This window comes from Metaplanococcus flavidus, from assembly GCF_042675885.1.
In the GTDB taxonomy this organism is placed as follows: Bacteria; Bacillota; Bacilli; order Bacillales_A; family Planococcaceae; genus Planococcus; species Planococcus flavidus.
The window spans coordinates 1-13331 of the sequence record NZ_JBHTKI010000048.1; the positions used below are offsets into that span (position 1 = coordinate 1).

Annotated in this window: 13 protein-coding genes, 1 tRNA gene and 1 other RNA gene; 9 read left to right on the forward strand and 6 right to left on the reverse strand. The window is 45.6% G+C overall.

What is annotated here, in order from left to right:
- Window positions 1-113: 113 nt before the first annotated feature.
- Window positions 114-599, reverse strand: coding sequence for a tRNA adenosine(34) deaminase TadA (gene tadA, locus ACFQ1X_RS15870; protein ID WP_379083369.1), 486 nt, complete (start codon window positions 597-599; stop codon window positions 114-116).
- Between the two features lie 143 nt (window positions 600-742).
- Between tadA and ACFQ1X_RS15875 the strand changes: the two genes are divergently transcribed.
- From ACFQ1X_RS15875 to ACFQ1X_RS15885, 3 genes are all read left to right on the forward strand, one after another.
- Window positions 743-1606: a YitT family protein gene (locus ACFQ1X_RS15875; protein WP_144841579.1), complete on the forward strand. Its 864-nt coding sequence runs from the start codon at window positions 743-745 to the stop codon at window positions 1604-1606.
- A gap of 93 nt (window positions 1607-1699) precedes the next feature.
- Window positions 1700-2338 carry a deoxynucleoside kinase gene (locus tag ACFQ1X_RS15880; protein WP_144841580.1) on the forward strand — a complete coding sequence of 213 codons (639 nt, stop codon included), beginning with the start codon at window positions 1700-1702 and terminating at the stop codon, window positions 2336-2338.
- A complete protein-coding gene (locus tag ACFQ1X_RS15885; RefSeq protein ID WP_144841581.1) occupies window positions 2335-3003 on the forward strand; it encodes a deoxynucleoside kinase in 669 nt (222 codons plus the stop codon). The genes ACFQ1X_RS15880 and ACFQ1X_RS15885 overlap by 4 nt, the downstream gene beginning before the upstream one ends.
- Before the next feature lie 326 nt (window positions 3004-3329).
- Here ACFQ1X_RS15885 and ACFQ1X_RS15890 read toward each other — a convergent pair.
- The 5 genes from ACFQ1X_RS15890 to nikC form a co-directional block, all read right to left on the reverse strand.
- Window positions 3330-3422: transfer RNA gene (locus ACFQ1X_RS15890), tRNA-Ser, on the reverse strand.
- A 118-nt stretch (window positions 3423-3540) separates the two neighbouring features.
- Window positions 3541-4554, reverse strand: coding sequence for an ABC transporter ATP-binding protein (locus ACFQ1X_RS15895; RefSeq protein WP_144841582.1), 1014 nt, complete (start codon window positions 4552-4554; stop codon window positions 3541-3543).
- Entirely contained in the window at window positions 4499-5557 is a 1059-nt protein-coding gene (locus tag ACFQ1X_RS15900) for an ABC transporter ATP-binding protein (protein ID WP_144841583.1), read from the reverse strand. The genes ACFQ1X_RS15895 and ACFQ1X_RS15900 overlap by 56 nt, the downstream gene beginning before the upstream one ends.
- 18 nt (window positions 5558-5575) lie before the next feature.
- Window positions 5576-6523: an ABC transporter permease gene (locus tag ACFQ1X_RS15905; RefSeq protein ID WP_144841584.1), complete on the reverse strand. Its 948-nt coding sequence runs from the start codon at window positions 6521-6523 to the stop codon at window positions 5576-5578.
- A 15-nt stretch (window positions 6524-6538) separates the two neighbouring features.
- A complete protein-coding gene (gene nikC / locus ACFQ1X_RS15910) occupies window positions 6539-7444 on the reverse strand; it encodes a nickel transporter permease (protein WP_144841585.1) in 906 nt (301 codons plus the stop codon).
- A 359-nt stretch (window positions 7445-7803) separates the two neighbouring features.
- Here nikC and ACFQ1X_RS15915 point away from each other — a divergent pair, with 359 nt between their 5' ends.
- The 6 genes from ACFQ1X_RS15915 (at window position 7804) to ACFQ1X_RS15940 (ending at window position 12928) form a co-directional block, all read left to right on the forward strand.
- Window positions 7804-9438: a glutathione ABC transporter substrate-binding protein gene (locus ACFQ1X_RS15915; RefSeq protein WP_379083372.1), complete on the forward strand. Its 1635-nt coding sequence runs from the start codon at window positions 7804-7806 to the stop codon at window positions 9436-9438.
- A gap of 137 nt (window positions 9439-9575) precedes the next feature.
- Window positions 9576-9841, forward strand: an RNA gene (gene ffs, locus ACFQ1X_RS15920) — signal recognition particle sRNA large type.
- A gap of 161 nt (window positions 9842-10002) precedes the next feature.
- Window positions 10003-11739 (forward strand): DNA polymerase III subunit gamma/tau, encoded by a 1737-nt coding sequence (gene dnaX / locus ACFQ1X_RS15925; protein WP_144841587.1) that lies wholly within the window; start codon window positions 10003-10005, stop codon window positions 11737-11739.
- A 28-nt stretch (window positions 11740-11767) separates the two neighbouring features.
- Window positions 11768-12085: a YbaB/EbfC family nucleoid-associated protein gene (locus tag ACFQ1X_RS15930; RefSeq protein ID WP_144841588.1), complete on the forward strand. Its 318-nt coding sequence runs from the start codon at window positions 11768-11770 to the stop codon at window positions 12083-12085.
- Window positions 12086-12100: 15 nt separating this feature from the next.
- Window positions 12101-12697 carry a recombination mediator RecR gene (gene recR, locus ACFQ1X_RS15935; RefSeq protein WP_117303689.1) on the forward strand — a complete coding sequence of 199 codons (597 nt, stop codon included), beginning with the start codon at window positions 12101-12103 and terminating at the stop codon, window positions 12695-12697.
- A gap of 15 nt (window positions 12698-12712) precedes the next feature.
- A complete protein-coding gene (locus ACFQ1X_RS15940; RefSeq protein ID WP_144841589.1) occupies window positions 12713-12928 on the forward strand; it encodes a YaaL family protein in 216 nt (71 codons plus the stop codon).
- Window positions 12929-13331 lie beyond the last annotated feature (403 nt).

Here is a 13331-nt window from a genome sequence, read left to right on the forward strand (position 1 = left end):
CAGGGAGCGGAGCGAGCGAGGAGGCTCAGGCAGCTCCCCGAGGAAAGCGTCCGCCTAGAGCGAAATGATTGGAGAAGTTGTCAGTTTCTCGACAGCCAGAAAAAACGGGACCTCTATAGGAGCTTCCGTTTTTTCTTTTTCTCCCGGAGATCCCGGAAAAATTGGGTCAGCAGCCCTCCACATTCGTCGGCCAATACATTTTCTTTGACCTCGCATTGATGATTAAACCGTTCGTCATTCAACAACCTGTAAAGTGAATCGACACATCCGGCTTTTGCATCGCGTGCGCCGTAGACAACTCTCGGAATCCGGGACTGCAGGATGGCTCCCGCGCACATCGGGCAAGGCTCTAACGTTACGTAAAGGATGGTGTCTTCCAACCGCCAGTTGTCGAGTGTTTCGCAAGCCTGCTGGATCGCCATCAATTCCGCATGCGTAACGGCGTTCCGGCTCGTTTCGCGGAGATTATGGGCGCGAGCTATGACATTTCCATCATGGACGATGACGGCGCCGATGGGCACTTCGCCTTTTGCTCCGGCTTTCTTCGCTTCTTCAATTGCCAAACTCATGTAATGCTGATCTAATTCCATGCCGTTCATGCTGCATCTCTCCTTCCAATCAGTTTAGCATTTTTTTGCCGCTGAGGGCATCTTCTGTTTCAGCCGAGGGAAGACAAAAGAGGAAATGAAGATTAAACTAAATTAAGACACGTTAAAAAGGACGTTTTAAGGAGACCGAGCGGATGAAAAAAGAACACAAAAAAGAAACAGTAGCCCACCTTCTGCGCAGGTACATTGCGATGCTCATCGGGGCAACGATGGCTGCGGCTTCGATCGAGCTTTTTTTGGTTCCCAATTCCATTATTGATGGCGGCATTATCGGTGTTTCGTTGATCCTGGATTATTTGACCGATCTGCCTTTCGGTATTTTGCTGGTTGCCATCAACTTGCCGTTCCTCTTTTTTGGCTATAAGCATATTGGGCGCAATTTTTTTATTTCTTCCATATTTTCAATTGTTACATTGGCAATCGTCGAGGTGCCGATGCACAGATTTGAACCATTTGTGGATGACCCGCTGTTGGCCACAGTGTTCGGGGGCTTGCTGCTTGGTGCGGGCGTTGGCATTGTCATCCGCAACGGCGGAGCACTTGATGGTACGGAGATTCTGGGGATTCTGCTCAGCCGTAAGCTGCCTTTTTCTGTAGGAGAATTCGTCATGTTCGCCAACATCTTTATCTTCAGCTGGGCCGGTTTTGTGCTGGGCTGGCAGCAGGCGATGTATTCGGTATTGACTTATTATATCGCTTCAAAAACAATCGATGCCGTAATCCAGGGATTGAATGATACGAAGTCGGTCATCATCATTTCGGATGAATACGAAGAACTTGGCCAGGCCATCAAAGACCGGCTTGGAAGGAGCATCACGAAGCTTCATGGCATGGGCGGCTATAGCGAGAACGAGAAAGATATTATTTATGTGGTCGTGACGAGACTCGAAATTTCAAAGTTGAAGCAGGTGGTCCATGACATTGATCCAAAGGCATTTTTGACCATCATGAGCGCCCAGGAAGTCCACGGCGGAAGTTTTAAAGCACCCATCCATTAATCCGGCGGGTGCTTTTTGCCTCTACTTTTCAACCTTTTTCTATGGTAAAATTAGGTCAACGAACGTACATGAAAAGAAAAAGGGGGGCTTCGGATGCCGGTGCCATTTATCACGGTAGAAGGGCCGATTGGCGTAGGGAAAACATCGCTTAGCAAAGCGATTGCTGATCAAAATCAGTTTAAATTATTAAAGGAAATCGTTGATGAAAATCCGTTTTTAAATAAATTCTATGAAGACATTGAAGAGTGGAGCTTCCAGACGGAGATGTTCTTTCTTTGCAACCGCTATAAGCAATTGACCGACATCCAGAAAAAATTCATCTCGAATCGTGAATCGGTAGTGGCCGATTATCATATCTTTAAAAACCTGATTTTTGCAAAGCGGACTTTGCCGCCAGAGGAATATGCGAAGTACGAAGAGATCTACAAAATCCTGACGGCTGATATGCCGAAGCCGAATATGGTCATTTACCTGCACGCCAGCCTCGACACCCTGATGAACCGTATCAAGCTCCGCGGCCGTGATTTTGAACACATGATCACAGCAGATTATATGGAGCAGCTCGCTGCTGACTACCATGAATTCATCGAACATTTTGAGCGTACGCACCCTGAAATTCCAGTTCTCCGATTTAACGGAGATGAAATAGATTTTGTACAAAATGAAGCTGATTTGCAGCTGATCCTGTCCAAAGTGGACGACACACTCGAACAAAGGAGCTTGACGATATGAATTTACGTGAAAAATATGGTATTCCGGCGAATGCGGTCATCACGATTGCTGGAACAGTAGGTGTCGGCAAGTCGACGATGACAAAAGCGTTGTCAGATGCACTTCAATTCCGTACCTCTTTCGAAAAAGTGGATTCCAACCCTTACCTAGATCTATTCTATGATGATTTTGAAAAATGGAGTTTCCATTTACAGATTTATTTCCTTGCGGAACGCTTCAAGGAGCAAAAGCGCATGTTCGAGTATGGCGGCGGCTTTATCCAGGACCGGTCGATTTATGAAGATACCGGCATTTTCGCCAAAATGCATTGGGAAAAAGGCACAATGAACAATGTCGATTACGAAACGTACACGAACCTTTTCGAGGCAATGGTGATGACACCTTATTTCCCGCATCCTGATTTGTTGATTTACCTGGAAGGTTCGATCGATGATATAATCGGCCGCATCCAGGAACGCGGCCGCCAAATGGAGCAGCAGACGCCGATCGAGTATTGGATCGAGATGCATCAGCGCTACGAAAACTGGATCAATACCTTCAATGGCTGTCCGGTCCTGCGTCTGAACATCAATGACTACGACCTGATGAAAGACCCGGAATGCAGGGAACAGATTGTTGAACGGGTTGGAAACTTCATGCAGCAGGCATTGGTGCTACGCAAATAAAACGAAAAAACCGTGAGCGGGGATATATCGCTTGCGGTTTTTTTAGTGTCCAGACTTCAGCGACCCAGCCCCTCGAGTCGCTTCGGTCTTGCCAGCAGGCAAAAGGACGCCATTACTTTCAAGCCCTCCAGCGCTTGTCGGAGCTTAACGGGCGCCATCGCTTTTCTTTATTTCCCGGGAAATATAAAAGAGGCCTTCCCTAAGGAAAGCCTCTTACAGATAATATTTTATCGAATCAAAATTTTCAGTCACATATGGGTTAAGAAAAATTCGTTACTTTCGTAACGAATCCAATCTCGAATTTATATGCGCGTAAATTCAAAAAATGGAGGAGGAAGAGGGATTCGAACCCCCGCGGGATTTGACTCCCCTGTCGGTTTTCAAGACCGATCCCTTCAGCCAAACTTGGGTATTCCTCCGTATCAGACAAATATTAATTTAACACGGATCAATAAAAGCTGTCAACAGTTTCGTATAACTTTTTTATTAGATTTTTAAAATAAGAACCCCCGGCACAAAATGCCAGGGGTTAAAAACTTAATATACTCTTTCTTTTGTCCCTGCAGCAATTTCTTCAATATAATGACATGCAGCTTCATGGTTCTCAACCATATTGTCGGTTGTGCGAAGCTCAGGTACATCAGTCACACATTTTTCAGTTGCAAACGGGCACCGCGTATGGAAACGGCATCCCGTAGGTGGGTCGATAGGGGAAGGTACATCACCTTTCAAAACGATCCGGTCTTTCTTTTTGTCAGGATCCGGAACTGGAATCGCAGACAGCAAAGCTATTGTATACGGATGTTTGGGATTTTCAAATAAACTCTTCTTATCGGCAATCTCCATGATTTTCCCCAAATACATAACAATGATCCGGTCTGAAATATGGCGGACAACTCCCAAATCATGTGAAATGAACAGGTAAGTCAACTGGAACTCTTCCTGCAATTCTTCAAGCAAATTAAGTACCTGTGCTTGAATTGATACATCCAGGGCAGATACTGCCTCGTCACAAATGATAAGTTGTGGGTTTACCGACAACGCCCGTGCAATACCGATCCGCTGGCGCTGGCCACCTGAAAATTCATGTGGGAAACGGTCAGCCTGATAAGGCAGCAATCCGACAGTCTCAAGCAACTCTTCCGCTCGAGCCCGGCGTTTGTTTGCCGGTAAAACTTTTTGGATTTCCATCGCTTCTGTTAAAACGGAGGAAACCGTTTGACGCGGGTTAATCGACGCATAAGGATCCTGGAAAATGATTTGCAGATCTTTTCTGTAATCCCGCATTTCGCGTTTAGAGATGGTTGCCAGATTGACACCACGGAATTCAACGGTTCCTTCCGTGGGCTCTTCAAGGCGTAGTATTGCGCGGCCGGTTGTGGATTTCCCACAACCGGATTCTCCAACGATACTTACGGTTTCGCCTTCATAAACTGTGAAGCTGATATCATCTACAGCTTTGACCTGGTTTATAGTACGTCCTAAAAAACCACCTTTAATCGGAAAGTACTGTTTTAGTCCCTCCACCTTTAGCAATTCTTTTCTCGCCATAGATTTCCACCTCCGATTCTCCGTCCCATTCCTCTGAATAAATCCAGCAGCGGACTTGATTGCCGTTTTCGTCTGTTTCGAGTAACGGCATTTTCGTTCGGCATAGATCCGTAGCGGCAGGGCAGCGCGGTGAAAAGCGGCAGCCGACCGGCATATTATACGGACTTGGTACATTGCCATCAATTGGTTCCAATTTATCCTGCTCTATATCATGGCGGGGCAGGGATTTTAAAAGCCCGATCGTGTACGGCAATTTCGGCTGATGGAATAATGTGCGGATATCCGCATATTCCACTACCTGGCCAGCGTACATAACTGCAACATAATCACAGGTTTCAGCCACCACTCCAAGATCGTGCGTGATGAAAATAACAGACATTCCGAGGCGGTCCTGGAGGTCTCTGATCAATTCCAATATTTGTGCCTGAATTGTAACGTCAAGTGCTGTCGTCGGCTCATCGGCAATCAATATTTCCGGATTGCAGGCAAGCGACATCGCGATCATCACCCGTTGGCGCATTCCACCCGATAATTCGAACGGATAGTTTTTAACCCGGCTTTCCGGGGAAGGGATCCCGACAAGTGTCAATAGTTCGACAGAGCGCAGGTGAGCTTCTTTCTTGGACATATTCTGGTGCAGGATAAGTGACTCACTGATTTGTTGACCTACCGTGAATACCGGGTTCAATGAAGTCATCGGTTCCTGAAAGATCATTGAGATTTCATTGCCGCGAAGCTTGCGCATTTGATCATCTGAGTAGTCCAGCAAATTATTCCCTTTATAAAGGATTTCGCCGCCTTTGTTTCTTCCGTTGCTGTCAAGCAAACGGAGAATTGACAGGGCTGTGATACTTTTTCCGGAGCCGGATTCCCCAACAATGCCGATTGTTTTTCCTTTCGGCAATTTGAAGCTGACTCCGTCTACGGCGTTTACTTCACCTACATCAGTTTTAAATGCTGTTTTCAAATTATTTATTTCCAATATTATATCTGGAGTGCTCATTTTCTTGACACCTCATTTCTAATTGAAATCAATTCGTTTATTCAAGAAGCGGTATGAAATATCGACGAGTAAGTTGACGAGTACGAATATTACGGATATGACCAGCACAGTTCCTTGAACAACCGGGAAATCACGTGTCCGGATCGCATCGATCGTCAAACGTCCCATTCCATTGATAGCGAAAATAGTTTCTGTTAATACGGCTCCCCCAAGGAATCCGCCAAATTCAAGTCCAACAACTGTAACGACAGGAATCAAAGCGTTCTTCAAAGCATGACGATACGTAACCAGACGTTCGGAAACTCCTTTTGCACGGGCTGTCCGGATATAATCCTGTCCGACGACTTCCAGCATCGATGAACGGGTCATACGGGCAATGATTGCAGCCCCGCCCGTACCGAGCGTCAACACCGGCAAAATAACCTGCCGCCATTCATCACCCCAGCCGGAAGGCCGCATTTTTAGAAACTCGAGCCATTCCGGCATCCAGTTCCCGATTGCGAACCATTGGATCAACAGGAGACCAAACCAGAAGTTAGGCATGGACAAACCGAATAATGCGACTACCATAATCGATGTATCTGCAAGGGTATAGTGACGGACTGCGGAAACAATTCCGGCTATCAACCCCAGAAAAACAGCGACAAGTGTGGCGTAAAAGGCCAATTCAACGGTGACCCAGAAACGGGCAGCGATCTCATCTACTACGGGCCGGCCCGAACGTACAGAAGAGCCCAAGTCTCCCTGCAGGGCATTTCCAAGGAATGTAGCGTATTGAACTGGAATCGATTCGTTCAACCCCAATCGTTCACGGATATTGTCAACTGTTTGCTCGGAAGCGCCTTCACCGGCGACGATTTGCGCAGGGTCTCCAGGAACAAGGTGCATAAGTGAAAACACCAAAATCGTTACCCCGAGAAGAACGGGAATCGTCTGCAGCAGACGTCGGATAATATATTTTGTCAATGTTATTCACCTCTCTTATTTTTTCATTTTTGGATCCAGAGCATCACGTACACCATCGCCGAAAATATTAAAGGCGAGAACGACGAGAACGATCATCAAACCTGGGAACAAGGCGACATGGCCTGCTTCATACATATATGCACGACCTTCGTTGAGCATTGCGCCCCATTCGGGAGTTGGCGGTTGTGCACCGAGTCCGAGGAAAGCGAGTCCGGCGCCAGTTAAAATGGCCGTTGCAATCCGAAGGGAAGCCTGAACGATGATCGGCGACATTATATTCGGCAGAATATGCTTGAAAATGATTCGGAAATCGGATGCGCCGAGTGCCCGCACCGCGTCGACATATTCGAGCTTTCTTACCGAGAGGGTGGAGCCCCGGACAACCCGGGCAAATGCAGGAACGGAGAAAATACCGACCGCGATGATGACGTTCGTCAAGCTGCCGCCAAGTACTGCGACGATTGCAAGCGCCAACAAAATACCAGGAAATGCAAGAAGCACGTCCATCAAGCGCATAATGATGGTATCAGTACGGCCGCCGTAATAACCGGAAACGATCCCAAAAACAACGCCTATAACTCCACCGATGAATACGGATAAAAAGCCTACATATAATGTAAGTTTAGTTCCGTAAATCACGCGTGTGAAAATATCTCTGCCATAACTATCAGTACCAAACCAGTGGGCAGACGATGGGGCAGCCAATTTATTGCCGAGTTCAGTTCTGTTCGGCTCATAGTCGGTAAAAGTGGAAATGACCCAGGGGCCGGCGAACGCCATAATAATGATGAACAAGATCATTATTCCGCCGATAACAGCGGCTTTGTTTTTTGCCAGGCGGCGCCAGAACTGCTTATAGCTTTCAAGGCGAGGATTTAGCCTTTCTGCAGTGACGGGAGGATTCACTATTTCTTGACTCATAAAAAACACCCTTTCTCAAATGAGGTAATGAAGTTTAATTAGTTAAACTTTTTTAAGTTTACTAAAAAATCGCGAATAATCATAGCCAATAAATAAAAATGTGTGTAAAAAAATAAAGTTTTATTATTAGTTTTAAATTATTATTCTATCTTGATATAGTTTAAAACGCAGTTTTAAGCCGTTTTAAAGGAATAAAGTTATTTTAGTATTTATTCGAAATAATATATTGCTAATTGAGAGTGTTAATATTTTTTGGAGATGTTATTGTCCGGCCAATTATTTTATGGTATATTGTTTTCAGAATATTATGTTTTAGAATGATGTTCTAACTTAAAAACAACAAGGGGGTAAAAAAACAAATGAAATTAACAAAAAAATCTTTGTGGGCATTGATGCTAACGCTGGCATTAGCATTGTTCCTGGCAGCTTGCGCAGGCGGCGATGACGCTAGTGAAGACGACGCAGGAGAAGATGATACAGACGGCGGAGAAACCGGTACAGAAACTGGTGGAGAAGCTGAAGGTGGCGGTGATCTGATTCTTGCATTGCTGTCAGATGCATCATCACTTGATCCACACGGTTCGAATGATGTACCATCTTCCGTAATTCAAGCAAACATTTATGAAACATTAGTTAACCGTGATGAAAACAATGAAATTATCGAAGGTCTTGCAACATCATGGGAGCAAGTAGATGATACTACTTGGACATTTACATTGCGTGAAGGCGTCACTTTCCATGATGGCGAAGAATTTAATGCCGAAGTAGTTAAAATGAACTTGGATCGTGTTCGGGATGAAGTGATTGCTTCACCACGTTATTTCTTATATGAAATGATTACGGACGTTGAAGTTACAGGTGACTATGAAGTCCAAATTACGACTGAATATCCATTTGCTCCTTTATTGGCTCACCTTTCACACAATGGTGGCGGTATGATTTCTCCTGCTTCTATTGAAGCGGATTATGCAGCTTTGGAAGAAGGATCGGATCCAGGTTCTGTAATTTCTGAACTTCCTGTAGGTACTGGCTTTTTCGAGTTTGATACTTGGCAGGTCGGGTCTGAAGTCCGCCTTACGAAATACGAAGATTATTGGGGAGATCCTGCGAATGTTGATTCTGTCACATTCCGTGTAGTACCTGATTCTCAAGTACGTGTAGCAGATCTTGAAACAGGCAATGTTCACGTTATCGATCCTGTACAGCCGAACGAAGTTGAACGCATCAATAATTCAGGTGTGGGTTCTGTATTGCAAAAAGCATCATCAAGTTTAGCTTACCTAGGTTTCAATACTGAGAAAGAGCCATTTAACGATCCATTAGTGCGTCAGGCAATTTCACTTGCTATAGACCGCGAAGCGATCATCTCTGGTATATATGAAAATTATGGTATCCCTGCAATCGGGCCATTGGCACCGGGAATCTTCGGTTATACTGACGATGTTGATGCAGTAGAATACAATATGGATGAAGCGCGTGCTCTGTTAGAAGAGGCAGGCATGGCAGATGGCTTCTCTACTACTATATGGACAAACGATAATCCGCAACGTCAATCGATTGCTGTATTGATACAGGAAGCACTTGCGGAATTGAATATCGAAGTTGAAATCGAAGTAATGGAATTCGGTGCTTATTTGGATCAAACTGCTGCAGGGGAACACGATATGTTCATCCTTGGCTGGTCTAACCCGACAGGCGATGCCGATTATGGCATGTACGCACTATTCCACTCTTCACAAAAAGGTAACCCGGGTAACCGTTCATTCTACGAAAATCCGGAAGTAGATGCACTTCTTGACGAAGGACGCCGCGAAGCGGATCCGGCTGCTCGTGAAGAAATCTATGCTGAAGTTGCACAATTGCTGACGGACGACGCTCCGATGGCATTCTTACTCCACACAGAATACTTGGTAGGTGTGGCTGATAACGTTTCAGGCTTTGACATTGATACATCAGGTATCTACCAATTACAAGATGTTACAATCGAACAATAATATTTAATATTCTTTCATCAGCCCGGACACTTGTCCGGGTTTTTTTACGGCTTTTTACCATAAAGATGTATTTAACTTAATAGAGTTCTGTGCGTAAGGATTGATTTTTCCAGCTACAATTTGTATACTAGTAAATGCCGTGCTAGGTGGGGAGGTAGCGGTGCCCTATAACCTGCAATCCGCTCCAGCAGGACTGAATTCCTTTCCTAGGCTGTTTGCATGTAAGGCCTGCCTCATGCACGTAGTGTTGACATCTGGGTCCTGCGCAATGGGAACCCATGAACCATGTCAGGTCCGGAAGGAAGCAGCATTAAGTGGAACTTTTCATGTGCCGCGGGATCGCCTAGATCGAGCCAGCGACATGGGTAACGCTTGTGTGCAGCAGTCAAAGAAAGGTGCACGGCATTAAATTTATAATCTGAACCTGTTCGCTTTATGCGGACAGGTTTTTTCTTTCCTTATTTCATTTTTAACAAAAGTAAGCCGGTCGAAAACCTTAAGAAGAGCGGATTTATGATATAATAAAAGGACGAAAAACAGATTTTTTAAAAGGAGAGAAAACCGTTGGCGTATCAAGCTTTTTACCGTGTATACAGACCCCAGTCCTTTTCGGAAATGACCGGTCAGGTGCACGTCAAACAAACCCTTCAAAATGCTCTCCTTTATAATAAGACGACTCACGCTTATCTATTCTCTGGCCCGCGCGGCACAGGGAAAACAAGTGCGGCAAAGATTTTTGCCAAAGCGCTGAATTGCGAAAGGGCACCGGTCGCTGAACCCTGCAATGAATGCTCTTCTTGCCTGAGCATTATGGAGGGATCCAATACGGATGTCATCGAATTTGATGCGGCCTCCAATTCTCGTGTGGAAGAAATGCGGGAAATCATTGAAAAGGTTCGATTTTCTCCGGCGAATTCCCGCTTTAAAATTTACATCATCGATGAAGTCCATATGCTTTCCAATAGTGCTTTTAATGCCCTGCTGAAAACTTTGGAGGAGCCGCCGGAACATGTCGTCTTTATCCTGGCGACAACCGAGCCTCATAAATTACCGTTGACGATCATTTCCAGGTGCCAGCGCTTTGACTTTAAGTCACATACACAAGCGGATATCGTCCTGCGCATGGTGGAAGTTCTAAACGATGCAAAGATTCCTTATAATGAACAAGTGCTGAAAATTATCGCTCAGGCAGCGGCCGGTGGAATGCGGGATGCCTTGAGCCTGCTCGATCAGGTGGTGTCTTTCAGTGGAGATGAAATGTCCGTCGAAGATGCATTGCTCGTGACAGGATCTATCAGCCAGGATATGTTTTATGATATTGCAGAAGCGCTTCTTGCGAAAGATATAGGACAGGCTTTGACTTTATTGGAACAATTGGTCCGCGACGGCAAGGATCCGGTCCGGCTGGTGGAAGATTTCATCACCTTCTTCCGAGACCTCCTGTTGATCCAGACAGCGCCGGATCTGCATGACATGCTGGAACTTGCGAGCCACGAAAGCCGCTTTGAAGAGTTGGCAAAACGATTTGAACCGGCAACTTTGTATCAATGGATTGAAATCATGACTAAAACACAGCAGGAAATGCGCTTCTCCAACCATACGAAAATTTATATGGAGACGGCTTTGCTGAAAATGGTGCAGGCGGATGCGCCGGTACAAACTTCAACGGCTGCAGCCGCAGCGCCGGAACTGGAAGCGAAAGTGGCGGTGCTCGAACAGCTGGTGCGCGATATGCAGCAACAGCTGAAAAACGGCAGCGGTGCCTCTTCCACACCAGCTCCAGCTGAACAGAAAAAGCGTCAGCGGGTGCAGAGCGGTTTCAAAATTCCGACCGGACGCATCCAGGAAGTGCTGAAAAACGCTACGAAACCCGATATCCAGGCCATCAAAACGAATTGGGCTGCGGTTATGGGCCAGCTCCAGAAATCCCACTCGGCTTTATTGAATGAAGCGGAGCCGGTAGCGGCATCAAGTGATGCATTTGTGTTAAAATTCAAGTATGATATTCATTGCCAGATGGCATCGGAAAACCAGACTTTTGCAACAGCGTTCAGCCAGTTGCTTGAGCAGTATACCGGTAAAGCGTATACGCCGGTTTACGTTCCAGAGGCAGGATGGCTGAAGATCCGTGAAGAATTCATCAAGAACAGCGGATTAAAAGCCGGCAATGAAGACAAACAGGCGGATGCTGAAGAAGAAAATCCGTTTTCCCAGGAAGGTGCTGCAACGGAAGAAGATCCGTTCATCGCTGAAGCGGAGCGGCTTTTCGGAAAAGACTTCGTCGAAATTCATGAAGACTGACAAACAAACATATTAGGAGGAAAAAATTATGCGCGGTGGCGGAAATATGCAAGGTATGATGAAACAGATGCAGAAAATGCAAAAAGAGATGGCGGTAGCTCAAGAAGAACTTGGAACAATGAAGTTTGATGGTACATCTGGCGGCGGTATGGTTAAAGTCACTGTTTCCGGACATAAAGAAGTTTTGGATATCACTTTGGATCCATCAGTAGTCGATCCGGAAGATGTGGAAATGTTGCAGGACCTGCTGGTAGTTGCTACAAACGAAGCATTCAAGAAAGCGGACGATCACGCGAATTCCACAATGGGGAAATTCACGAAGGGCTTGAACATCCCAGGAATGTAATAGGAGGCAATAATTATGCATTACCCGGAACCCATATCGAAGTTAATGGAGAGTTTTATGAAATTGCCAGGGATTGGGCCGAAAACCGCGGCCCGTCTGGCATTTTTTGTGCTTGGAATGAAAGAGGACACGGTGCTTGATTTTGCAAAAGCGCTCGTCGATGCAAAGCGAAATCTAAGCTTCTGCTCTGTGTGCGGTCATATTACCGATGTGGATCCCTGTCATATTTGCCAGGACCAAAAACGGGATCGTACGACGATCTGTGTCGTTCAGGATCCGAAAGATGTAATCGCTATGGAAAAAATGCGTGATTACACTGGTTTGTACCATGTGCTGCAAGGAGCGATATCTCCAATGGAAGGAATTGGCCCGGAAGACATCAATGTGCCGTCCTTGTTGAAACGGTTGCAGGATGAGCAGGTTGAAGAATTGATTCTGGCGACAAATCCTACCATCGAAGGTGAAGCGACAGCTATGTATATTTCCCGTCTGGTTAGGCCTTCGGGAATCAAAACGACGCGGATTGCCCACGGCTTGCCGGTAGGTGGAGATCTGGAGTACGCAGATGAAGTAACTTTATCGAAAGCGCTTGAAGGCCGGCGTGAGTTATAAAGAGGAGATCAACAGATGCTTTTTTCAAGAAGAGGTAAATTAAAAAAAGAGTTTGATGAGCGGTTGATTTCTCAGTTCTTCGATGCCAAGCAAGAGTTGCAAACGGCAAAGAAAATGGAAGAAATGTCTGACGATTATGATTTGTATATAATTGCTAAACGGAAAGTTGCTGAAAGTAAACACTTGTTTCTATTAAAAGAAGCAAGGCTCCGCGATGTCAAAATCAAGTGATGACAGAGATTTTTGTGACTCTGTCCTCGCTTTTTTTATTGCTTATTATATAGAAGAAAAAAGGTAGAAGTGATAAATGTTTTTTAAATATAATTTTATTTGGAAAATCTGTTGACAGCATTAGCAAGATGCTTTAGTATTGTAGAAGTCGTCAAGAACGACAGCAAACATGAACCTTGAAAACTGAACAGCAAAACGTCAATGAATATGTTTCGAGCGCTTGGCGCGAGAAACAAATTTGCGAGGGTCGCCGCAAGGCGATCGGAGCAAAAGACTACTGATCAGCTTCGGCAGATCAAAAGCGAATCGCTTGTCTTCGGACGGCGATGCGCCAGCAAGTATTTGAGCAATCAACTACTCTATAATGGAGAGTTTGATCCTGGCTCAGGACGAACGCTGGCGG